The 24,457-nt window shown below is 31.9% G+C and carries 23 protein-coding genes and 1 pseudogene; 9 read left to right on the forward strand and 15 right to left on the reverse strand.

Features of this window, described 5'->3' with window-relative positions; all coding sequences use genetic code 11:
* Positions 1-44: 44 nt before the first annotated feature.
* On the forward strand, positions 45-743 hold the full coding sequence (locus tag BST83_RS13860; protein ID WP_104810301.1) for a hypothetical protein: 699 nt from the start codon (positions 45-47) through the stop codon (positions 741-743).
* A 16-nt stretch (positions 744-759) separates the two neighbouring features.
* On the opposite strand, the gene rsmG is transcribed toward BST83_RS13860, so the two are convergent.
* The gene (gene rsmG / locus BST83_RS13865) at positions 760-1,386 is read right to left on the reverse strand and encodes a 16S rRNA (guanine(527)-N(7))-methyltransferase RsmG (protein WP_104810302.1); all 627 of its coding nucleotides are present in this window, start codon (positions 1,384-1,386) and stop codon (positions 760-762) included.
* A gap of 122 nt (positions 1,387-1,508) precedes the next feature.
* On the opposite strand from rsmG, the gene BST83_RS13870 reads away from it, so the two are divergent.
* From BST83_RS13870 to BST83_RS13890, 5 genes are all read left to right on the forward strand, one after another.
* Complete coding sequence (locus BST83_RS13870) at positions 1,509-2,600, forward strand: fatty acid desaturase family protein (protein ID WP_104810303.1); 1,092 nt, start codon at positions 1,509-1,511, stop codon at positions 2,598-2,600.
* 26 nt (positions 2,601-2,626) lie between these two features.
* On the forward strand, positions 2,627-3,814 hold the full coding sequence (locus BST83_RS13875; RefSeq protein ID WP_205853586.1) for a pyridoxal phosphate-dependent aminotransferase: 1,188 nt from the start codon (positions 2,627-2,629) through the stop codon (positions 3,812-3,814).
* Positions 3,815-4,206: 392 nt separating this feature from the next.
* Positions 4,207-4,770, forward strand: a complete 564-nt coding sequence (locus BST83_RS13880) for a TetR/AcrR family transcriptional regulator (protein WP_104810304.1) — start codon at positions 4,207-4,209, stop codon at positions 4,768-4,770.
* Between the two features lie 67 nt (positions 4,771-4,837).
* The gene (locus tag BST83_RS13885; RefSeq protein ID WP_104810878.1) at positions 4,838-5,386 is read left to right on the forward strand and encodes a carboxymuconolactone decarboxylase family protein; all 549 of its coding nucleotides are present in this window, start codon (positions 4,838-4,840) and stop codon (positions 5,384-5,386) included.
* Positions 5,387-5,475: 89 nt separating this feature from the next.
* The gene (locus tag BST83_RS13890) at positions 5,476-6,120 is read left to right on the forward strand and encodes a DsbA family oxidoreductase (RefSeq protein ID WP_104810305.1); all 645 of its coding nucleotides are present in this window, start codon (positions 5,476-5,478) and stop codon (positions 6,118-6,120) included.
* Positions 6,121-6,234: 114 nt separating this feature from the next.
* Here BST83_RS13890 and BST83_RS13895 read toward each other — a convergent pair whose 3' ends face one another.
* From BST83_RS13895 to mraZ, 14 genes and pseudogenes are all read right to left on the reverse strand, one after another.
* Positions 6,235-6,447, reverse strand: a complete 213-nt coding sequence (locus BST83_RS13895) for a hypothetical protein (RefSeq protein ID WP_104810306.1) — start codon at positions 6,445-6,447, stop codon at positions 6,235-6,237.
* A 192-nt stretch (positions 6,448-6,639) separates the two neighbouring features.
* The gene (gene ftsZ / locus BST83_RS13900) at positions 6,640-8,541 is read right to left on the reverse strand and encodes a cell division protein FtsZ (RefSeq protein ID WP_104810307.1); all 1,902 of its coding nucleotides are present in this window, start codon (positions 8,539-8,541) and stop codon (positions 6,640-6,642) included.
* Positions 8,542-8,610: 69 nt separating this feature from the next.
* Positions 8,611-9,942 (reverse strand): cell division protein FtsA, encoded by a 1,332-nt coding sequence (gene ftsA, locus BST83_RS13905; RefSeq protein ID WP_104810308.1) that lies wholly within the window; start codon positions 9,940-9,942, stop codon positions 8,611-8,613.
* Positions 9,943-9,949: 7 nt separating this feature from the next.
* A complete protein-coding gene (locus tag BST83_RS13910; protein WP_104810309.1) occupies positions 9,950-10,675 on the reverse strand; it encodes a cell division protein FtsQ/DivIB in 726 nt (241 codons plus the stop codon).
* Entirely contained in the window at positions 10,665-12,017 is a 1,353-nt protein-coding gene (murC, locus tag BST83_RS13915; RefSeq protein WP_104810310.1) for a UDP-N-acetylmuramate--L-alanine ligase, read from the reverse strand. The genes BST83_RS13910 and murC overlap by 11 nt, the downstream gene beginning before the upstream one ends.
* Positions 12,014-13,104, reverse strand: a pseudogene (gene murG / locus BST83_RS13920) (undecaprenyldiphospho-muramoylpentapeptide beta-N-acetylglucosaminyltransferase). Before murG ends, murC begins: the two are co-directional and overlap by 4 nt.
* Complete coding sequence (locus tag BST83_RS13925; RefSeq protein ID WP_104810311.1) at positions 13,091-14,278, reverse strand: FtsW/RodA/SpoVE family cell cycle protein; 1,188 nt, start codon at positions 14,276-14,278, stop codon at positions 13,091-13,093. Before BST83_RS13925 ends, murG begins: the two are co-directional and overlap by 14 nt.
* 91 nt (positions 14,279-14,369) lie before the next feature.
* Positions 14,370-15,704: a UDP-N-acetylmuramoyl-L-alanine--D-glutamate ligase gene (murD, locus tag BST83_RS13930; RefSeq protein ID WP_104810312.1), complete on the reverse strand. Its 1,335-nt coding sequence runs from the start codon at positions 15,702-15,704 to the stop codon at positions 14,370-14,372.
* Positions 15,705-16,931 (reverse strand): phospho-N-acetylmuramoyl-pentapeptide-transferase, encoded by a 1,227-nt coding sequence (gene mraY, locus BST83_RS13935; RefSeq protein WP_104810313.1) that lies wholly within the window; start codon positions 16,929-16,931, stop codon positions 15,705-15,707.
* A 1-nt stretch (position 16,932) separates the two neighbouring features.
* On the reverse strand, positions 16,933-18,399 hold the full coding sequence (locus BST83_RS13940; RefSeq protein ID WP_104810314.1) for a UDP-N-acetylmuramoyl-L-alanyl-D-glutamate--2,6-diaminopimelate ligase: 1,467 nt from the start codon (positions 18,397-18,399) through the stop codon (positions 16,933-16,935).
* Position 18,400: 1 nt separating this feature from the next.
* A complete protein-coding gene (locus BST83_RS13945; RefSeq protein WP_104810315.1) occupies positions 18,401-20,362 on the reverse strand; it encodes a penicillin-binding protein in 1,962 nt (653 codons plus the stop codon).
* Between the two features lie 58 nt (positions 20,363-20,420).
* Positions 20,421-20,747 carry an FtsL-like putative cell division protein gene (locus BST83_RS13950; RefSeq protein ID WP_104810316.1) on the reverse strand — a complete coding sequence of 109 codons (327 nt, stop codon included), beginning with the start codon at positions 20,745-20,747 and terminating at the stop codon, positions 20,421-20,423.
* A gap of 15 nt (positions 20,748-20,762) precedes the next feature.
* Positions 20,763-21,677: a 16S rRNA (cytosine(1402)-N(4))-methyltransferase RsmH gene (gene rsmH / locus BST83_RS13955; RefSeq protein ID WP_104810317.1), complete on the reverse strand. Its 915-nt coding sequence runs from the start codon at positions 21,675-21,677 to the stop codon at positions 20,763-20,765.
* The gene (mraZ, locus tag BST83_RS13960; RefSeq protein ID WP_104810318.1) at positions 21,664-22,131 is read right to left on the reverse strand and encodes a division/cell wall cluster transcriptional repressor MraZ; all 468 of its coding nucleotides are present in this window, start codon (positions 22,129-22,131) and stop codon (positions 21,664-21,666) included. Before mraZ ends, rsmH begins: the two co-directional genes overlap by 14 nt.
* Before the next feature lie 205 nt (positions 22,132-22,336).
* On the opposite strand from mraZ, the gene BST83_RS13965 reads away from it, so the two are divergent.
* From BST83_RS13965 to BST83_RS13975, 3 genes are read left to right on the forward strand one after another with little or no spacing between them, the layout of a single operon-like run.
* Positions 22,337-23,101, forward strand: a complete 765-nt coding sequence (locus BST83_RS13965; protein WP_104810319.1) for an alpha/beta fold hydrolase — start codon at positions 22,337-22,339, stop codon at positions 23,099-23,101.
* A 36-nt stretch (positions 23,102-23,137) separates the two neighbouring features.
* Positions 23,138-23,749 (forward strand): ribosome biogenesis GTP-binding protein YihA/YsxC, encoded by a 612-nt coding sequence (gene yihA, locus BST83_RS13970; RefSeq protein ID WP_104810320.1) that lies wholly within the window; start codon positions 23,138-23,140, stop codon positions 23,747-23,749.
* 6 nt (positions 23,750-23,755) lie between these two features.
* Positions 23,756-24,439 carry an RluA family pseudouridine synthase gene (locus BST83_RS13975; RefSeq protein ID WP_104810321.1) on the forward strand — a complete coding sequence of 228 codons (684 nt, stop codon included), beginning with the start codon at positions 23,756-23,758 and terminating at the stop codon, positions 24,437-24,439.
* The last annotated feature ends 18 nt before the right edge of the window (positions 24,440-24,457 follow it).

The following is a 24,457-nucleotide window of genomic DNA, read 5'->3' on the forward strand; positions in this document are numbered from 1 at the left end:
AAATATTTAAACGAAGTAGAATCAGCATGAAATTGTAACCCATTATGATAGATGTACCTCAGGCTGAGAATCAAATTCAATATGTAACTAACTTTCAAGACCTTATTTCCACATCTTTTCAAGGAGAAGTAAATGCAATTTGTTATCGTCGTAAACTTATCGGTGACTTTTCTGAGATTGTTAGAAAAATAGAATTAGATGGAAATATGGCGGAGCTTCATCCAGAAGAACTTTTTAAACTTCAATTAAGTGAACAAGGCCAACTAGCTCGTCAAATCCTTTTAAATGACTTGAAAATTTTAAAAGATCACGGAGCATCTCCCACACTAAATCTGATTAAATACTATGAAAGAGACGATGCGTATCCATTTTTCCCTACGGACGTATATTCATTTCATGTAGATCGTTCCCCTATTTCTACTGATACTTTTTTATGCACGTATCATGGAGAGCCGAGTGATATAGTGCCAAATTCGCAAGCGATCCAAAAAGTGCTGATTCCAGAAATACGTGCTGAGCTCAAAAAATTATATAACGGAGTGGATGAAGGATTTGAATCCTTTTTAAGTGAATATTTCTTTGATTTACACTATCAACCTAAACCGAATGCAAGTCTTATCAGTTTAGGTATCGGAAACTTATGGAAATTAGCAATTGATCATCCAGAGAGTAAAGTGCTTCCTTGTCTTCATCGCGCACCTATTGAAAAAAATGGAGAGAATCGTTTGATGATTATTTGTTAATTTATAAAACCCTCACTTACTTAAACTTCATCCCTAAATGAACCACTTTTTTGGTTTCATAGAATTCTTCTTCAAAATAATCTGACAAATTATAAATTATAGCAGACGTATAAAGCTTTAATTCCTCAGTTAAATCTCCTCCTTTTAAGTATAGAATTCCGTTTTTTAACGAATGATTTTGTTTTTTAGAAATTTTACCTTTTGTCCAACGCACAAAAGTTTCCATTTCCGCAACGGCTCTGCTTACAATAAAATCATACGTATCTTTATCTTCTTCTACTCTACCATTTGTAGTTTTTACGTTTAACAGCCCTAAACCAGAAACAACTTCATTTACTACTTTTATTTTTTTACCAATAGAATCTACCAAATGAAACTGGGTTTCTGGGAATAAAATTGCTAACGGAATTCCAGGAAAACCTCCACCAGTTCCAACATCTAAGACTTTTGAACCTGGTTTAAACTGAATCACTTTTGCAATTCCTAAAGAATGCAAAACATGACGCAGATACAATTCATCAATATCTTTTCTAGAAACTACGTTAATTTTTAAATTCCAATCTTCATACAAATCCTGAAGTTTAGAAAACTGTTCAATTTGAATGTCCGATAAATTTTTAAAATACTTGTGTATAATTTCCATCAATAAATATAGTTTAGGCTGCAAAAATAGTTATTTGTAATCAACAATTCTTAACAAAAATGTACGTTTATCATATTAAGCAAATTTAAATAGTTTATTTTTGCACTATTATTTGATACTATATGAAAACAATTAAATTCTCCAACTTAGACAAAGCAAAGTTTTTTAGAACTTTGAACAAAAGAGTCAACTTATATTTTAAAGAAAATAACATTAAAAGAACTGGTAACTGGAAATTGTATACGAAAGCTATTATTATGTTTTCGTTATTTTTAGTTCCGTTTATTTTAATTTTAACGATTTCTATGCCTCAATGGCTCATGGCTGTTTTAATGGTTGTTACAGGAATTGGAATGGCTGGTGTTGGTATGAATGTAATGCATGACAGTAATCATGATTCTTTTTCTAGTAAAAAATGGGTAAACAAATTAATGGGAAGTAGTATTTATATTCTTGCCGGCAATGTGTATAATTGGAAAGTGCAACACAATGTTTTACACCACACTTTTACCAATATTATTGAGCATGATGAAGATATTGATGCGGGCAGAGTTATCCGTTTTTCGCAGCACTCAAAGTGGCTAAAGATTCATAAAATTCAAAAATATTATTCCATATTTTTATACGGATTATTAACCATTAACTGGGCAATAACTACGGATGTAAAACAAATGCACGGCTATTTAAAACGCAAATTATCTTACGGTGAGTTTCCAAATCCTGCAACAGAATGGACAAAATTAATAATTTCTAAAATTGTGTATTATGTACTCTGGATTGTTTTGCCATTATTAATTTTAGACGTTTCTTGGTGGAAAGTTTTAATAGGCTTTTTTGTGATGCATTACACTGCTGGCATGATTTTAAGTTTGGTTTTTCAATTAGCACATATTGTACCAAACACAGAAATGCCAATTCCTGATAAAGAAGGAAATTTAGAGCACACTTGGGCAGTCCACCAATTATACACAACATCTAACTTTGCACCTAGTAACCGATTGGTAAATTTCTATACAGGCGGTTTAAATCATCAAGTTGAACATCATATTTTTCCGCATATTTCTCATGTTCATTATGATAAATTAGCTAAAATTGTTAAAGAAACAGCTCAAGAGTTTAATTTACCATACAATGAGTACGAAACGATGCGTAAAGCTATTGTAGAGCATTTTAGACATTTAGGTGTTTTAGGGCAAAAACCTGAATTAGCATAATATAAAACACAACAACTATCAGCAAAATGACACATCCATTATCGGACAGAATTAACAGCTTACCAGTTTCTGAAACTTTAGCAATGGCTGCTAAGACAAGAGAATTAAGAGCAGAAGGAAAAGATATTATTGGTTTAAGTTTAGGGGAACCAGACTTTAATACACCAGATTTTATTAAAGACGCTGCAATTGAAGCGATCAATCAAAACTATAACTCCTATTCGCCAGTAGACGGGTATTTAGAATTAAAAGAAGCTATTTGCGTAAAGTTCAAGCGTGATAACGTTCTAGAGTACAAACCAAGTCAAGTAGTCGTTTCTACAGGTGCAAAACAATCTATTGCAAATGTGATGCAAGTATTGTTAAACCCTGGAGATGAAGTTTTATTACCTTCTCCATATTGGGTAAGTTACTCTGCACTTGCGATTCTTTGCGAAGCTAAGTACATAGAAATTCCTTCTTCTATTGAAGATGATTTTAAAATTACGCCTGCACAATTAGAAGCTGCAATTACACCAAAAACGAAAATGGTGTTTTTTAACTCGCCAAACAATCCTAGTGGAACTATTTATAGTGAAGCAGAATACAGAGCAATGGCTGTAGTTTTAGAAAAATATCCAAAGATTTTTATTTTATCAGATGAAATCTACGAACATATCAACTACGAAACAAAACCATTTAGTTTTGCAGGTATAGAAAGCATGTACGAAAGAACCATTACCGTTAACGGTTTGGCCAAAGCATTTGCGATGACAGGTTGGAGAATTGGTTATATTGGTGCAGCAGAATGGATTGCAAAAGCTTGTACAAAAATGCAAGGTCAAATTACATCTGGCGCAAATTGTATCGCACAAAGAGCAGCTATTACTGCTGTTTTAGCACCCGTTTCTAAAATACAATATATGGTCGATGAGTTTAAAACTCGTAGAGATATCGTTGTTGGATTGTTAAGAGAAATTGAAGGCTTTAAAGTAAATGTACCAGAAGGTGCTTTTTATGTTTTCCCAGATATATCTTATTTCTTCGGGAAAACAATTAAAGGTGTAAAAATTGAAAATGCGAACGATTTTGCTTTCTATTTATTAGAAAAAGCTGGCGTTGCTACTGTAACTGGTGATGCATTTGGAGCACCAAGTTGTATTCGTTTATCGTATGCAGCTTCAGAATCACAAATTAGAGAAGCTATAAAAAGAATTAAAGAAGCTTTGAGTTAAACTTTAGGGTCAGCTCGAACACAATCGAGAATACTATTTTAAAATCCATCTTTTTTAGATGGATTTTTTTGTTTGGGCATGTTACGCACAAAAGCGTAACCGCGCTATTCACTATATCTTTTTTGCAAAGCAACCCTAAACTTCTTTCAATGTTTTGTGACTTTTAACTATAAAATTAGGAATAGAATACTTAACAAAAGCAAAAAAGGATGCCGTTTCTATCGCTCACGCAGCCTTGTTTAAAGCTAATTTCTTCGATACATCTTTTACATATCCTTAAATTTATGAATATTATTTTCTTTATTTTTAAACTATTAATAGATTTAAAATAAGAGACAAATTATTTTTTTATTTCTAACCGATTGTTTAGTTTTGTAGTGTAACTAAAAATAATGGCAAGAAGAAAGCAGTATATAGAAAAAGAAGTAGTCACCAAAGCAATGAATTTGTTTTGGAAAAATGGTTATGAGGCTACTTCTATGCAAATGCTTGAGCAAGAAATGGGCATCAATAAATTCTCCATATATTCTAGTTTTGGCAATAAACACGGTCTTTTTGTTGCAAGCTTAAACCTTTACAAGTCACAAATAAATAATGTCTTTGAAAAATTAAGTAAAGCTTCCAATGGTATTATCGATATTAAACAGTTTTTCTATGACTCGGTAGCTTCTAATTACGGAGATAACAATCAAAATGGGTGTTTAGTAACTAACACATATAATGAATTTTCAAATAGTGAAGATGAAGTATTAAAAGAACAAATGACTTCTTTTATGAATCGTCTAAAAGACCTATTCATTGAAAAATTAAAAATGGATACCACTAAAAATGAGGAAACAGTACTAAAACAAGCGAATTTCTTACTATTGGCAAAACATGGTTTAGCAGCCGCATCCAGAGTAAACAGCAAGCAAGAAATTGAAGATTATATCGAAATAACATTTCAAAATTTGTGACGTTTTTTAAACTATAACTAACCAATTATTGAGTTATTTAACAGTACTAAATTTTAAAACAGAAATTATGACAACATTAAAAGTTCACAACATAGAAACCGCACCAAAAGAGAGCAAAGATTTATTAGAGAAATCACAAAAAGACTACGGAATGATTCCTGGTTTACATGGCGTATTAGCCGAATCCCCTGGTTTATTTGAAGCATACAAAACAATACATGAGCTATTTGTAAATTCATCATTTAACAATGAAGAATTAACGGTCGTTTGGCAAACTATAAACGTAGAACACGCTTGTCATTACTGCGTACCTGCACATACAGCAATTGCTAAAATGATGAAAGTAGATGATGCTATTACGGAAGCACTGCGCAACGAAACGCCTCTTAAAAATCCAAAATTAGAAGCATTACGCACCATGACTTTATCGATTGTCCGTACTCGTGGACATGTAACTCAAGACGAGTTAAATACATTTTACGCAACGGGTTATAAAGAAAGACACTTGTTAGATATTATTCTAGGATTATCCCAAAAAATAATAAGCAACTATACAAACCATATTGCAAATACTCCCGTTGACGCCACGTTTAAGAAATTTGCTTGGTCTAAATAGATTCTAATTTCTTACTTATTATTACAAAAGGTTACTTCAAAATCATATACCTTTCGTTTTATTAGAAAGGTTTTATTAAAAGTATATAAATGAAAGAAAAAATAAAAATAGATATCGTTTCAGATGTAGTTTGCCCTTGGTGTACTATCGGATACAAACGCTTAGAAAAAGCTATTATTGAACTTGGTATTCAAGACCAAGTAGAAATTGAATGGCAACCATTTGAGCTAAATCCCAATATGCCTGCGGAAGGTCAAAATGTAACCGAGCACCTTACAGAAAAGTATGGATCTACTTTAGAGCAGCAAAAAGAGTCAAAACAAAATATGACGAACGTTGGAAAAGAACTTGATTTCACGTTCGATTATTTTGACGAAATGAGAATGGTAAACACTTTTGAGGCACATATTTTATTAGAATATGCTAAAGAATTTAAAAAGCAAACCGAACTAAAAATGTGTTTAACGACCGCCTTTTTCAGTGAAAGAAAAGATGTATCTACAAGAGATATTTTAAAACAAGCTTTACAAGCTGTTGGTTTAAATTCTGAAGAAGGATTAGCAAAATTAGACAACTACGAAGCTCGAAAAGAAATACGAACGAAACAAAATTATTGGAAAAATTTAGGTGTTACTTCTGTTCCTACAATTATATTTAATAGAAAAAGTGGCGTAACAGGTGCTCAACCTATAGCTACTTTTAAGCAATTATTATCTGAATTAATTGCCGGATAAAGGCAAACTTAGACCTCGGTTTACATGCTAAAAGGCATAACGTTTAATGATTTTAAAATCCATCTAAAAAAGATGGATTTTTTTTATGCCGTTTTTTTATTCTTTAATTTGCAGTTAAAAGGTAAATAAAATAATTGCAAAAGTAAACAATGAAACCTGTAAAATAACTCCTGTCGCACTTTCTATTTTTCTTTCATGATTTATAACCATAGATTTAATTTGAGAAATAGATTTAGATTTCTCTAACCTCATATTCTTTTTAATTTCTTGTTTGTAAGGCGATGTTAAAATTCCTCTTTCTTTTGTTACTGTTTTTAAATATTTCATGATACTTAGTGTAATTGATTATGTACCTTAGACGAGACATAAAAAACATTGTTACAAGCTAAACCTCATAATATCAATTAGAAAACATTGTTTTTATAGGATTGATGGTTTACGCCAATTAAAAAAAAGTTATAAAAACAAAAAATCACATCTTTTTAGGACGTGATTTTTATATTAAATTTCAAGTAAAAACTAATCTACATTATCGTGTAAAAATGAATTATTCGATTTAAAATCTAATCCATCATCTTCTTTTTTCAATGCAGTTTCAGCCCTACTTAATGAAGTGTTTTTATCTAAATCTACACCCAATCTTTTATAAGCTGGCTGACGTGAAATTTCATCTACATTCTTGTTCATTTGATCACTGAACTTATAATTGAAGCCTTTCATCTTTCTACGTCGTTCTTCTGCTCTTTTTTGCAATTCAGAAATTGTTAAATCTAAAGGAGAAACTTCTTCACTCATCGTATCTATATCATTAACTTCTACTGGAGGTTTTCTAGTTTTAAGTTCAAATTGAATTTCTGGTTCTTCAATTTTTTTCTTGTCTACAAAACCAGAACTTTTACCAATTGTTGGTTGTGCATCAAAGTCTTCTAAAACATATCTTTTCTCAACTTCTTTTCTTTCAAACTTGATTTCTTGAGCTCCATAAACCTGAATTTCATGAATATTTAACTCTTTCTCAATATTTAAATTAAATCTAATTTCTTCTTCAGATTTCACTTCTCTAAGAGAAGTTAAAGGCATATCAAACAATAAATCTGCTTGTATTTGCTTTGGTGCCTCTTCAATTTTTTCTACAACCTTTGCAACATCCGTAATTATAAAATCGTCTTCAGCAACCGCTCCATAAAAAACCTCTTCAAAACTTACTGGCATACTCGCAATAATTGGGTTTGTAGCAACCAAATCCATTATTGGTTTGCTGTCTTGAATTTCATCACCTAAAGCATGTACAACTTTTTGCTGAGCTGCATTTGACAATGTTGTATCCTCTATTCCCGTTGATTTAGTTACTTTATTTTCAGTAAAATTATACGTCGCTTTCTGATCGTCTTCTAAAATATGAACTACTTTTTTTACCTCTGTATTTGTAATTGAACTTTGTTGATCTGGCGCAAAACCTGTAGCTACAATTGTTACAGCAATGGCATCGCCTAATGCTTCATCTTCGCCAATTCCCATAATAATATTAGCATCATAACCCGCTTCATCCTGAATGTAATCGTTAATTTCTCCTATTTCATCGAGTGTAACTTCAGTTTTACCAGAAACAATTAACAACAATACATTTTTAGCTCCCGTAATTTTATTATCATTTAATAAAGGTGAATCTAATGCTTTCACTATGGCATTTTTTGCTCTACTTGCTCCTTCTTCTTTTGCAGAACCCATAATTGCAGTTCCACTATTAGAAAGTACCGTTTTAGCATCATGCAAGTCAATATTTTGTTTGTAGTGATGTGTAATTACTTCTGCAATTCCTTTAGACGCAGTAGATAAAACTTCATCAGCTTTAGAAAAACCAGCTTTAAAACCAAGGTTTCCATAAACTTCACGCAATTTATTATTATTAATAACAATTAAAGAATCTACATTTTGGCGCAGTTGATCAATTCCTAATTGAGCTTGTTTTGTACGTCTTTTTCCTTCGAAAGCAAAAGGCATGGTTACAATACCAACCGTTAAGATATCCATATCTTTTGCAATCTTTGCAATAATTGGTGCCGCTCCAGTTCCTGTTCCACCGCCCATTCCTGCAGTTATAAACACCATTTTTGTTTGTGTGTTTAACATCTTCTGAATTTCCTGCAGACTTTCTTTAGCTGCTTGTGCTCCTATTTCTGGATTTGCACCTGCCCCTAAACCGGAAGTTAAATTTGCACCTAACTGAATTTTATTAGGTATTGGACTATTTTCTAGAGCTTGTGCATCTGTATTACAGATTACAAAATCTACGCCTGTTATGCTTTGGGTAAACATATGATTTACTGCATTGCTTCCACCACCACCAACTCCAATTACTTTTATGGTGTTGGATTGTGTTTTTGGCATGTCAAATAAAATGTTATCGAATTCTGCGCTCATAATAACGTTTATCTTTTTAAATTGTTATTGTTGTTTTTTTCTTAATTTATTGATGTCCATACTGAATACTTACTCAGCATTGTCTAAAAAATCTTTTAATCCTTCGGTAAATTTTTCGAAAAAAGATTTCTTTTTTGGCTTTAATTTTTCCTCAATTATTGGTTCTGGCTCAACTTCGGCTGTTGTTTCTGGTTCATTTTTAATTTCCTTAACCACCTGTTTAATTTCTTGTACTTTAATCTTCTTCTCCAAACCTACCATCAACAAACCAACGGCTGTTGCGTACGCCGGACTAGATAAAGCTTCATCAGAATCGCCCGCTAAGTGCTCATTAGGAAAACCAATTCTTGCATCCATACCAGTAATATATTCTACTAATTGACGCAAATGTTTTAATTGAGCTCCCCCACCTGTTAACACAATACCCGCAATTAGTTTTCCTTTTGCAGTTTCGTGTCCGTAATTTTTAATTTCTAAATAAACATGCTCGATAATTTCTTGAACTCTGGCATGTATAATTTTTGATAGATTCTTTAGGGTAATTTCTTTTGGTTCTCTGCCTCTTAACCCCGGAATTGAAACTATTTCTGTTTCTTTATTTTCTCCTGGCCAAGCAGAACCAAACTTAATTTTTAATAATTCGGCTTGTTTTTCTATAATTGAACAACCTTCTTTTATATCATCAGTAATTACATTTCCCCCAAAAGGAATTACTGCCGTGTGTCTTATAATTCCATCTTTAAAAATAGCTAAATCTGTTGTTCCGCCCCCAATATCAATCAAAGCAACACCTGCTTCCTTTTCTTCTTGACTTAATACTGCGGATGCGGATGCCAAAGGTTCTAAAGTAATATCACTTAACCCTAAGCCGGCACTTTTTATACATCGTCCAATATTTCTGATGGATGAAACTTGCCCAACAACCACATGAAAATTAGCTTCTAATCGTCCGCCATACATACCAATTGGTTCCTTAATATCTGCTTGAGAATCTACTTTAAATTCTTGTGGCAAAACATGTATAATCTCTTCACCAGGCAACATCACTAACTTATGCACTTGATTTACTAGATTATCTATATCTCCTTCATTAATAACATCTTCCGAATTATCTCTGGTAATATAATCACTATGATGTAAGCTTCTAATATGCTGACCGGCAATACCAACAATAACATCTTCTATCTTTAGTCCAGAAACACTTTCTGCCTCCTCAACAGCTTGTTGTATCGATTGTATTGTTTGCGTAATATTACTTACAACACCACGCTTTACACCTAAACTTTTTGATTTACCAATACCAACAACCTCAATTTTGCCATACTCGTTTTTACGACCAATCATAGCAACAATCTTCGTGGTACCGATATCTAAACCAACAGCTATTTTGTTGTTTTCCATTTTTGAATTATTTAGTGCACACAACTTGGTTGTGATATTTTAAATTTATTGCTTTATAATTTTGAATGGTTTTATCCTCAAATGCTTTATTATAAAACGCTTTTAACTTTTTAAATTTTACATCCACCTCGGTTAAATTTCCGAAATCAATTTTATAATCTCCACTTCTAACAGCGAACTGATATTCATTAACGTCAGATTTCTCTATTCCAACGATCTCTTTTTGCAAAAAATTATCTCCCAAAATAAAAGATATCAAAGGCAAAATTTCGTTAATTTCTTTATCATTTTTCACTCCTGAAACTAACAAAACTCTTACCGAATAATTGTTCGACAAAGGCACTTTTACTCCTTGTTTATCAACATAGTAAGAATCATTTTTAACTATAACTCTTGCCACTGGTACACGCTGTTTAATCACTGTTTTTAATTGCCCGCCAATGGTTAAAAAAACCGTTGCACTTTCCACATAAGGATTTTTTAAAACTTTATTTTCTAAACCGTATAAATTTAGCTTAGATTTTGTTCTGTTTTTAACAGTTTCTTCATTTTGTATTAACAATTTGTTAACCATTAAATGTGTCAAAAAGTTATTGTTTCCCTGTTCAAATTCTATACTAATTTCTGACACTTTTTTTTGATGATTTCTTGCGGATGAAAAACTATATAAAAACCCCAAAGCCGTTATTAACATTACAAATACTAGGTATTTTAAAAACTTTTTAAGCGCCATTCTCCTCAGGTTTTAAAAGTTGATTTGTTATCTCATTTATAAGTAAACCAATATCACCAGCACCTAACATTGCCACTACTTTTGCTGATGAATTTTTAATATCTTTTATTAAATTATTTTTTTGCGTCAATTTTTTACACCTATTACTAATTTTACTTAATAACCAATCAGAATCAACTCCAGCAATTGGCAATTCTCTTGCAGGATAAATATCTAACAATATAACTTCATCAAATTTTGAAAGTGCTGAAGCAAAATCATCAATAAAATCTCTGGTTCTAGAAAATAAATGTGGCTGAAAAACAACCAACACTTTTTCATTTGGATACATTTCTCTAATTGAATTTTCTACCGCATTTATTTCTGTTGGATGATGCGCATAATCATCAATCAACACAAAATCAGCTGTTTTTATTTTATACGAAAACCTGCGTTTTACGCCTTTAAAAGTTACTAAACGTTGTTTAATGTTTTCTAACGGAACTCCATAAGCATCCGCCATTGCTAAAGCAGCCAACGCATTCATCACATTATGTTTTCCTGGTAAATGGAACTCAATATTTTTTATAATCTCTGATGGTGTTTGTACATCAAAAATATATTTTCCGCTTTCAATTTTTACATTAAACGCTTTGTAATCTGCTTCTTCGTTTACAGCATACGTTAATCCTTTTAAAGGCAGACCTTTCGCAACAATTAAAGTATTAGAAACTTTTTTAGAAAAATCTAAAAACGTTTTTTCTAATTCTTTTGGATCACCATAAATGTCTAAATGATCTGCATCCATAGAAGTTATACATGCAATATTAGGACTCAATTGCATAAACGATCTATCAAACTCATCTGCTTCTACCACAGAAATTTTATCATCTCCTAAAATTAAATTGGAGTTGTAATTTTCTGCAATTCCGCCTAAAAAAGAAGTCGCTTTTTCTTGCTGCATAATATGACCCAAAATAGAAGAAGTTGTCGTTTTTCCGTGAGTTCCGGCAACGGCCAAACAAAAAGTACTTGCGGTTATTTTCCCTAAAATTTCTGCTCTTTTTAAAACAGTAAATTTGTTGTCTAAAAAGTAATTAAGCTCTGTATGATTTTTAGGAATTGCTGGAGTGTACACAACCATAGTTTCATCCGTATTTAAAAAAGAGGCTGAAATACGTTTTACATTATCTTCAAAATGAATTTCAATCCCCAACGCTTCTAAATCATCCGTTACCTGAGAAGAAGTTTTGTCATAACCTGCCACCAGCTTGCCATTGGTTGCAAAATAACGCGCTATTGCGCTCATTCCGATGCCTCCAATACCGACGAAATAGATGTTATGTATATTTTTTAAATTCACTTTTTTAATAATTTTTCAATTTCATTAACAATCGCAGTTGTTGCGCCTGGTAATGCTAATTCCTTTATATTTTTTGATAAATCTTCCTGTTTTCCTCTGTCTTTTAAAAGCGTTTCAAATACAATAGGAAAAGTTTCTAATTCACTTTCATGTAATAATATAGCGCCGTGCTTGTCTGCAATTGATTTTGCATTTTTTGTTTGATGATCTTCTGCCACATTTGGAGACGGAATAAATACAACCGGCTTACCAACAATACATAATTCTGAAACAGAACTTGCGCCTGCTCTAGAAATAATAATATTTGATGCAGCATACGCCAAATCCATTCTATTTAAAAACTGGTGAACTTGCACGTTTTCTAATTCATCGTACTTTTTATATTCATCAAAATAGAGTTTTCCACATTGCCAAATAATTTGAACTTTTTGGCTTTTAAAAAATTCTAAACTGCTTTCTACTAATTGATTTATTTTTCTTGCTCCTAAACTTCCGCCTAAAAACAAAATTGTTTTTTTGTTGTATTCAAATTAAAAAAGTCAATTGCTTCTTTTTCTTTTGAATGAATTGTTAACAAATCTTGACGAACAGGGTTTCCCGTTTTTATTATTTTATCCGAAGGAAAAAAACGTTCTAAATGATCGTACGCAACACATATTTTACTTGCTTTTTTACTCAATATTTTATTGGTAATACCTGGAAAAGAATTCTGCTCTTGTATTAAAGTAGGAATACTTTTTCTATTTGCCATAATCAATGTTGGGCCACTTGCAAAACCTCCTGTACCTATAGCAACATTTGGCTTAAATTGCTTAATTATTATATTTGCTTTCCATAAACTACTGATCAGTTTAAAAGGAAAAGACAAATTGTCAACTGTTAATTTTCTTTGAATCCCAGAAATCCATAAGCCTTTTATATCATAACCAGCTTGTGGAACTTTCTCCATTTCCATTCTATCTTTTGCACCTACAAATAAAATATTCGCATCTGGATACCGAACTTTAATTTCGTTCGCAATTGCTATTGCAGGATAAATATGACCGCCTGTTCCCCCTCCAGAAATTAGTATATTATATGGTTTCATGCAATATATTTAAAGGATTATCATCTAAAATATCTTCTTCTGTTTCTTCTTTTGATGCGCTTACACTTAGAATCATTCCAAGTGCAAAACACGTCATCCAAATAGAAGTACCTCCACTACTAATAAGTGGTAACGTTTGCCCTGTTACCGGAAATAAATTGGTAGCAACTGCCATATTTATAGTTGCTTGAAATATAATAGGACAACCAACTCCAACTACTAATAATGTTCCAAAAATGGTGGTTGTTTTTCTAATAACCACAAACATTCTAAAGAATAATAAAAAGTAAATCGAAATAATTAAAAGGCCACCTGCCAAACCATATTCTTCTATAATAATCGCATATATAAAGTCTGATGAAGATTGAGGTAAAAAGTTTTTTTGAACACTTTTACCTGGACCAACTCCTACGGGACCTCCTGTTGCAATTGCAATTTTAGCCTTCTCTACTTGATACGCATCTTTTTCATCCGGATTAGAAAAACTTTCAATTCTGTTTTCCCAAGTTTGCACTCTATTTGACATTACATCTGGAAAAGCTTTTGAAACCAAAACAAAAAAGGTGAGCGCTAAAAGCCCCATTCCTAAAATAAATGCGATGTATTTTATTGGATAACCTCCTATAAAAGCTACCATTAAAATCATCACAAAAATAATGGCTGTTGTAGAAAAGTTTGCGGGTAAAATCAATATTAAAACAGCAGCAACTGGCAACCAAAGTTGTAATAAACTTTCTTTAAATTTAATTTCTTTTTCTTTGTTTCTAGCCAAATATCTTGCCACATAAACCATTAAAACTAAACCGGCTAGAGTTGATGTTTGAAAACCAATACCAACAAAAGGAATATTAATCCATCTACTTGCGTTTGCCCCACCAATGGTCGTTCCTTGTGTTAATGTAAAAATTAACAAAATAATTACTATTGGCAGCATGATAACAGATGCACCGGAAAAATATCGATACGGAATTTTATGAACTCCGTAAATAATACCAAAACCCATAATTAATAAAACCATATGTTTTACTAAATAACCTAAGGTAGAACCAGAACCAACAACATATACCAAGTTTGTACTTGCGCTGTAAACCGGCATAAATGATAATATCGCCAAAACAGCAAAAATTGCCCAAATGGTTTTATCTCCTTTTATATGTTTAAAAATGGTTTTCATTTTAGCTTTCTTTCTACTTAAATCTTTTAGATTATTGGATGAATTAATTTTATTTTATTTAAACGAATAAACAATTACATGATTAAACAATCTAAAGACTTCTAACCGCCTCTTTAAACTGGCGACCTCTATCTTCATAATTATCAAATAAATCAAAACTCGCACAGGCAGGAGATAGTAAAACTGCATCGCCTCTATCTGCTAACTTATGAGAAACCTTTACAGCTTCTTCTGCTCCAGCGGTTTCTACAATAATATCTACCACATTTCCAAATGTCTCCTTAATTTTATCATTATCAAGACCTAAGCACACAATTGCCTTTACTTTTTCTCTAACTAAAGCCAATAAATCATTATAATCATTTCCTTTATCTACACCACCAACAATCCAAACTGTAGGTTTATCCATACATTCTAGGGCATAAAAAGTTGCATTTACATTTGTAGCTTTAGAATCATTTATATATTCTACATCTCTAATTTTCGCAACATTTTCTAAACGATGTTCTGCACCTTCAAAATCCTCTAAACTTTCCATAATGATTTGTTTACGAACTTTTAATAATTGAGCAGCCATTGTTGCAGCCATGGCATTTTTTGTGTTATGTTTCCCTTTAATTGATAAAGTTGATATAGGCATGTTAATTTTATCTTTAGTAATGTTGATTATTATGTTATTATCTTTGATATAAGCTCCATATTCTAATTCTTTTTCAAGCGAAAACGGAACTAATTTTGCTTGCGTTTTATTTACTTTTAACCAATTATCTATAGCTTCGTCATCTGCATCATAAATTAAATAATCTGTTGCTGTTTGATTTTTGGTAATTCTAAATTTTGATGCTATATATTTATTAAAATCATACTCGTATCTGTCTAAATGGTCTGGAGTTATATTAGTTAAAATTGCAATATGACTGTTAAAATTTTCAATACCGTCTAGCTGAAAACTACTTAATTCTAATACATAATTTTCATACTGATTTTCTGCTACTTGTTGCGCAAAACTATCTCCAATATTCCCTGCGATTCCTATATTTAATCCCGCTTTTCTTAAAATATGATGTACTAATAATGTTGTTGTTGTTTTGCCGTTTGAACCCGTAATTCCAATAATTTTTGCATCGGTAAATTGTGCTGCAAATTCAATTTCTGAAATAACCTGAATTCCTTTTTCTTTCAATTTTTTAACCAACTCAACCTTATCAGGAATTCCAGGACTTTTCATCACAACATCAGCATTTACTATTTTGCTTTCTGTATGCTGATTTTCCTCAAAATCAATCTCATTATTTAAAAGAACTTCTTTATATTTTTTTGATATATTGCCTTTATCAGAAACAAAAATTTCATATCCTTTTTGTTTTCCTAAAATTGCAGCTCCTACACCACTTTCTCCTCCACCAAGAATTACAAGTCTTTTCATTTACCTCAACTTTAGCGTTACGATTGTTAACACTGCTAGCAAAATTCCAATAATCCAAAAACGTACTACAATCTTACTTTCATGGTAACTCTTTTTTTGAAAATGATGATGTAAAGGCGCCATTTTAAAGATTCTTCTACCTTCTCCATATTTCTTTTTAGTATATTTAAACCAAGAAACCTGCATGATTACTGATAAATTTTCTATCACAAATATTCCTGCCAATATTGGTAACAATAATTCTTTACGTATAGAAATCGCAATTACTGCTATAATTCCGCCAATTGTTAAACTTCCTGTATCGCCCATAAAAACTTGAGCAGGATAGGTATTGTACCACAAAAAGCCAATTAATGCTCCTGCAAATGCCAGAATAAAAACCGTCATTTCTCCAGAATTTGGAATGTACATCACATCTAAATAATCAGCAAAAATAATATTACCAGAAACCCACGCAAAAACAGCTAGTGTAATAACAATAATTGCTGATGAACCTGCTGCTAAGCCATCAATTCCGTCTGTTAAATTGGCTCCGTTTGAAACTCCTGTAACAATAAAAACAGTAACAAAAATGAAAAATATCCATCCATATTTTTCAGACCCTTCACCTAAAAAATTAAACGCTTTCGAGTAATCAAGTTCGTTATCTTTAAAAAAAGGAACGGTTGTTTTTGTCGATTTATGAGCTTCACCAAAAACATTATTTTTACCGTTTTCCTGAACTATCTGCTCATTTAACGGTAATTGTTCTTTGATAGTTACTCCTTCATTAAAGTATAACATCGAACCTACAATGATTCCTAAGCCAACTTGCCCCAAAACTTTGAACTTGCCACTTAAACCATCTTTATCTTTTTTAAAGACTTTAATATAATCATCTAAAAAACCGATAAAACCCATCCAAACTGTAGTAATTAGAAGAATTACTACATAAATATTGTCTAATTTTGCTAATAAAATAACAGGAATTAAAGTTGCTAAAATGATGATAATCCCTCCCATTGTTGGAGTACCCGTTTTTTGCTTTTGACCCTCTAAACCTAAATCTCTTACGGTTTCACCAACTTGCTGATTTTGTAAAAAATTTATAATTCTTTTACCATAAATTGTTGAAATCAACAAAGACAAAATAAAAGCTGCTGCTGCTCTAAAAGTAATATATTGAAACACTCCTGCCCCAGGTATATTAAATTGACCATCCAAATATTCGAATATATAATATAGCATTTTAGTTCTTTTTTAATTGATTAAAACAGAATGTTACTTCTTCCAAATCATCAAAATGGGCGCGAACTCCCTTTATTTCTTGATAATTTTCATGTCCTTTTCCGGCTATTAATATTATATCTCCGGTTTCAGCCATTTTACAAGCAGTTTTTATTGCTTGCCTTCTATCTAAAACTGTTAATGTTTTTCTATAATTTTCTAAAGAAACGCCAACTTCCATTTCGTCTAAAATGGTTTGTGCATTTTCTGTTCTTGGATTGTCTGAAGTAAAAATTGCTTGATTGCTTAATTGCGCAGCAATGTGTGCCATTTTTGGTCTTTTTGTTTTATCTCTATCGCCGCCACAACCCACAACTGTAATTACTTTTTCGTTACCGGTTCTAATATCATTAATGGTTTCTAACACATTTTTTAATGCATCGGGCGTATGCGCATAATCGATAATTGCAGTAATTCCGTCATCAGACATTACATATTGAAAACGACCACTTACACTTTCTAACTGACTTACAATTGTTAAGATTTCTAGTTTTTCTAGGCCTAACAATTCTGCCGTAGCAATAATTGCCGTTAAATTGTAAATATTAAAAACACCTATTAATTTGGTCCAAACTTCTGTTCCATCAACAGAAATTAAAGTTCCAGATATTTGCTTTTCTAAAATTTTAGACTTGTAATCTGCCAACGTTTTTAAAGCGTAGGTTTTCTTTCTTGCCTTGGTATTTTGCAACATAAACTCGCCATTTTTATCATCGATATTTGTTAGAGCAAAAGCCGATTTTGGCAAGAAATCAAAAAACGATTTCTTAACATTTCTATAAGCTGCAAAAGTGTCGTGATAGTCTAAATGATCGTGCGATAGGTTTGTAAAAATTCCGCCAGCAAAAGTTAAACCTTCCGTTCTTTTCTGATGAATTCCGTGAGAACTCACTTCCATAAAACAGTATTCAACTCCTGCCTCTAACATCCTATCTAAATACATATTGATAGTTACAGAATCTGGTGTTGTATGTGTTGCCTTAAATTCGGTTTCATCAACCAAAATTTTAACGGTAGAAAGTAATCCAACTTTATAACCGGCTTTATGAAACAACTGATATAAAAGTGATGCAATTGTGGTTTTACCATTTGTACCAGTTACCCCAACTACCGCAAATTTTGATGAAGGGTTTTCGTAAAAATTAGAAGCCATAATAGCCAAAGCTGCATTGGCATCCTCCACTTGAATATAGGTAATTCCTTGTTTTTTATCCGAAGGAAAATCCTCGCAAATAATAACAATTGCACCTAAAGAAATTGCTTTATCAATATATAAATGACCATCTACAGACGCTCCTTTTTGAGCAACAAAAACGTCGTTCTTTTCAATTTTTCTAGAATCGAAAACAAGCTGATTTACATCAATAGCTGTACTACCAAATACTTGATGAATTGAAACCTTATATAATATGTCTTTTAAATTCTTCAGCTTACGAAAGTTTTAAAATAATGGTTGTTCCTTTTACTAATTTTTCTCCTTTTTTTATCGACTGATAATTTACTTTACCCACTCCAGAGAATTTTACTTTTAATCCTATATTTTCTAATAAAGACACGGCATCCATACCAGACATACCTTCTACATTTGGCACATTTGTATACGTTTTAACAATGGCTTTATTATATTCTTTATATTGATTATCTATAGACGCAAACGCCACTTTATCTTCTACAGATTGATTATCTATAGGTGTTGTTGTGTATATTTTTTGAGCAATATCTTTAAAGATTGGCCCTGCCACGGATGCACCATAATAACCTGTATCTTTATTAGGATTATGCACCACCACAATACAAGAATATTTTGGTTTATCCGCCGGGAAAAAACCTACAAATGACGCTACATAATTTTTTGTTGAATAATAGCCGCCTTCCCATTCACCTTTTTCATTTTTAATTCTTGGCATGTATTTTTTAGCAGTTCCTGTTTTGCCTGCCATAGAAAAATTAGGAGAATAAATATTAGTTGCAGTACCTTTTGTAACCACATTTTCCATTACTTTTCTAAGCTTCTTTATCGTCTCATCAGAAGCAATTTTAGGGTTTACAATTTCTGTTTCAAAGATTTTCTCTGTTTTATCGTGTCTCCTTAATTCTTTTACAAAACGAGGCTTCACCATTACTCCGTTATTAGCAACTGCATTATAAAACATTAGTGTTTGCATTGGTGTAACAGAGATTCCATAACCCCACGACATCCACTCTAATGAAATTTTACTCCAATTTTTGTCTTTCGGATTTGGAACATATGGGATCCCTTCTCCTTTTATCTGAAAACCAATTGGTTTTGTAAATCCGTATTTTTCAATTTTATCATAAAATTTTTGCGGATTGTCATCATAATGCTCTTTAATTATTTTTACAATTCCAACATTAGACGAAACCTCAAAAACCCTTGCTGCAGAAATTTTACCATATCCACCTCTATGAGAATCTTCAACCTTTCTATTATTGACATAGATTATTCCTTTTTCTGTATCAACAACCGTAGAAGTATCAATTACTTTGTCATCTAAAGCAGCCATTAAACTTGCTAGTTTAAAAGTAGAACCTGGCTCATGACTTTCCCAAACTGCATAGTTTCTTTTTTCAAAATATTTTCCATCGGATGTTTTGCCTAAGTTAGAAATTGCTCTAATTTCACCAGTTGCAGTTTCCATAACCACAGCACAACCGTGATCTGCTTCATAAAATTCTAACTGACTCAATAAAGCATGATGTGTAATATCTTGAATATTTACATCTATGGTTGTAATGATATCATGACCATCAATTGGCTCTTTTTCATTTACATCCGAAATTGGTTTCCATTGGTTTTTTGCAAATTTCTGTTTCCAACGCAAACCGTTTTCACCTTGCATAAAATCAGCAAAAGCACCTTCAATACCAGCCCCTCCTCTAAAATCGTCGTAACCAATGGTGCGTTCTGCAATTTTACCAATTGGATGTGCTCGCACTGTTTTATGTTCTGCAATAAAACCGCCACCATAAACTCCTAAATTAAAAATAGGGAATTCTTTCACCTTCAAGTAATCACTATACCCAACATTTCTGGCGATTAATAAGTACCTGTTTCCGTTTTTCTTTGCTGTTCTTAATTTATTCTGATAATGAGCAACAGGCTTTCCGAACATCTTAGAAAGCTCAGCAGATAATCCAACAAAATTCTTCTCAAATATATTTCCATCAACCGCAACAACATCCATTCTAATAGTAAATTTAGACATTGAAGTTGCCAATAAATTACCATCTACAGCGTATACGTTTCCTTTATTAGCGCGAATTGTATCTTGCCTAATCGTTAATTCTGTTGAAAGTTTCTTGTATTTTTCTCCTTGAACGTACTGTATATTGATCACCCTAAAAATTACGGCAAACAAAAAAAGCGTCATAAAAGCAGCTACTATGTAGAATTTGGTAAGTATGCTTTTTTTGTGAGTTGCCAATTTATTAGTCTTTATACGTTACTTTTATTTTTTTCGGAGGTGTTTCTGAAGGCTTTAATCCTCTTGCCTTTGCTTTTTCTCTTATGCTAGATTCCATTTTCATTCGCATTAAAATAGTGCCCGTATCCACATATTCTGCTCGTAATTCTCTTGCCCTTTTATTTAATTCTGATATTTTAATTACCTTTTTATCAGCACTATGTCCGCTAGAAATAATGATCAATAAAAGCGCAACAACAAAAATTAGTATTCGCCAGTTTTGAAAAGCGGAATCATCTGTTAGAAAACTTCCTCTTAAAAAATCATAAATACCTTTTTTAACTTTAGACATTATACGCTCGTTGTTTTAGCCTTTTTGGGTATTACTTTTTAATGTTGCTATTCTTAATTTCGCACTTCTAGAGCGGTTGTTTATTTTTATTTCTTCCGATGAAGGAACAATCAACTTCCCTACTTTCTTTAAAGGTTCGTCTGTATTCCCAAACACATCTTTCTCTAGTTCACCACTAAACAAACCTGAACTTATAAACCTTTTTACCAATCTATCTTCTAATGAATGATAAGAGATTACACTTAGCCTACCTTGATTCGTTAACAAATTAGGTATCTGATTTAAAAATTCTTTTAAAGCCTCCAACTCTTCATTTACCTCAATGCGAATTGCCTGAAATATTTGTGCTAAAATTTTATGCTCTTTTGCATTTGGTAAATATTTTTTCAACACGCTTTTTAATTGAAAACTTGTCTCAATTTTTTCTTTCACCCTTTCTTCAACGATCGTTTTTGCAATATTTCTCGAGTTTCTTAACTCACCATATTGAAACAATATTTCCGCTAATTTCTCTTCCGTATACGTGTTGATAATTTCTTTTGCTGATGTTTTAGATTTCTGATTCATTCTCATATCTAAATCGCCATCAAAACGGGTAGAAAAACCTCTATCCGCTTCATCAAACTGATGAGAAGAAACTCCTAAATCTGCCAAAACACCATCTACTTTTCGAACACCATGAAATCTTAAAAATCTAGAAATGTATCTAAAGTTTTCTGGAATCAACACAAAACGGGCATCCTCAATAATATTAGCTAAAGCATCTGGATCTTGATCAAATGCGAATAATTTTCCTTTGGCTCCTAATCTTTTTAATATTTCTCTTGAATGACCACCGCCGCCAAAAGTAACATCCACATAAACACCATTTTCTTTAATAGCCAAGGCGTCTATACTTTGTTGCAATAAAACTGGATTATGATACTTCATCTACATCTGTATTTCCCATTACTTCTTCAGCCAAATCTGCAAAATCTATCGTTGCATCATCAATTGCTTTTTCATATTTATCTTTATCCCAAATCTCAATAATATTTACTGATGAGGACATGACAACTTGCTTTTCAATTCCTGCAAAATCCATTAGATTTTTAGGAATTAAAATTCTACCAGTTGCATCTATATCAACAAGTTGAACACCTGCCGTAAACCTTCTAATAAAATCATTATTCTTCTTCTTAAACTTGTTTAGTTTGTTAATTTTCTGCATCATCAAGTTCCATTCTTGTGTTGGATACAACTCTAAACAAGGCTGAAAAACAGCTCTTTTTACCACAAAACCATCTTGCAACACAGAAGACAATTGCTTTTTGAAAGCTGATGAAATCATCACCCTTCCTTTAGCATCTGCCCTACATTCATATGTACCAATTAGGTTTATCACAAAAAACTATTTTATAGATATCAAAAATATATAAAAATTACCACTTTTTACCACATATTACCACATTGTTAATAAGTATTAGAAATTTTAGTTATTTATACAGCTCCTAAAATTGTTAAAAACTAAGATCTGCTTATTTAGAAATGGATTTCTATGTTATAAAAAAGTACTACATTTGCGCTTAGTGAAAATCAAAAAAAAATCAATGATTGATACATTAAAAACTGAAGGTAAGTTTACATATGCAGAAGCTGGGGAAGGTCCTGCAATCATTGTTTTACACGGATTAATGGGTACTTTAAGTAATTTTGGAGGCACATTTAATCATTTTTCTAAGAATGGTTACACCGTTTTAATACCTGAATTACCTTTATATTCTCTGCCTCTGTTAGATACAAATGTTAAAAATTTAGCAAAGTTTTTGAAAGAATTTTTAGAACATAAAAAATTAGATAAAGTAATTTTATTGGGTAACTCTTTAGGAGGACATATTGGCTTATATTTCACAAAACATTACCAAGAAAAAGTAATTGCATTAGTGCTTACAGGAAGTTCTGGTTTGTATGAAAAAGCAATGGGTGATAGTTTTCCTAAAAGAGGAAACTATGAATATATAGAGCAAAAAACAAAAGCTGTTTTTTATGATCCTGCAATTGGAACTAAAGAAATGGTAGACGATGTGTTTAAAATTGTGAATGAAAGAAATTCTGTAATTAGAACTTTAGCGATTGCAAAAAGCGCTATTAGACATAATATGGCAGCCGACTTGCCAAAAATGAGTCAACCAACTTGTATTATTTGGGGAAAACAAGATACCGTAACACCTCCTGAAGTTGCTGAAGATTTTCAAAAATTATTACCAAATTCAGATTTATTTTGGATTGATAAATGTGGGCACGCAGCAATGATGGAACAACCAGAAGAATTTAACGCAATTCTTCATAAATGGTTACTATCCAAAAACCTATAATAACACTCTGAAAATATTATAAATAAACTTGCGATTATGAAAATAAGATCTGCAGATTTTGTGATGAGCAATAGCAACGTTATCAATGCTCCAAAAGAAAGAATTCCAGAATATGCCTTTATAGGTCGCTCAAATGTTGGTAAATCTTCATTAATTAATATGTTAATGGAGCGTAAAGATTTGGCAAAAATCTCTGGAAAACCTGGCAAAACCCAACTTATTAATCATTTTAAAATAAATGATGAATGGTTTTTGGTCGATTTACCTGGTTATGGATACGCTCAAATATCAAGAAAGAAAAGAACTATTTTTCAATATTTTATAGAAAACTATTTTAAAGAAAGAGAGCAATTAGTTTGCACTTTTGTTTTGATTGATAGCAGACACGATCCTCAAAAAATTGATATTGAATTTATGCAGTTTTTAGGAGAAAATCAAATTCCTTTTTGCCTTGTTTTTACCAAAGCCGACAAACTTGGAAGCTCTAAATTGAACAAACAAATTTCTGCATACAAAAAGATATTACTAGATTCTTGGGAAACTTTACCAATGACATTTTTGACCTCATCTTCAACGGGTTTAGGTCGTAAAGAATTTTTAGATTTTATTGGTGGCATAAATGAAGATGTTGCAAAAGATTTCAAATAATCGATAATGCATTCTAACAAAGACAACTTACGCGTTTTATTTGAAGACAATCATATCATTATTGTTAACAAACGTTCTGGTGATATTACCCAAGGTGATAAAACGGGCGACAAGCCTTTAAGTGATGTTGTTAAAGAATATATTAAAGAGAAATACAACAAAGCTGGCAACGTTTTTTTAGGGGTTGTTCATCGACTTGACAGACCAACTTCTGGGGTTATTATTTTTGCAAGAACTTCAAAATCTTTAGAGCGCTTAAATAAAATGTTGCGCGATAAAAACATTAGCAAAACCTATTGGGCAATAGTAAAAGACCATCCGAAGAAAGAAAAAGATACGTTAATTAATTACCTAAAAAAAAATCCCAAAAATAATAAATCTTCTGTGTATCCTAAAGAAATTACAGATTCTAAAAAAGCTATTTTACATTATCAGCTTATCAAAAAATTAGACAATTATTCTTTGTTAGAAATTGATTTAGAAACTGGTAGACATCATCAAATTAGAGCGCAATTAGCGTCTATAGGTTTCCCAATAAAAGGTGATTTAAAATATGGTTTTAATAGAAGTAATAAAGATGGAAGTATTCATTTACACGCCAGAAAAATAGTATTTATACATCCCGTTACTAGAGACGAAGTTTCTTTAATTGCACCGACTCCAGATGAAGTTATTTGGAACGCTTGTTAGATATTCATATATTTAGAG

The organism is Polaribacter filamentus, from assembly GCF_002943715.1.
Lineage (GTDB): Bacteria > Bacteroidota > Bacteroidia > Flavobacteriales > Flavobacteriaceae > Polaribacter > Polaribacter filamentus.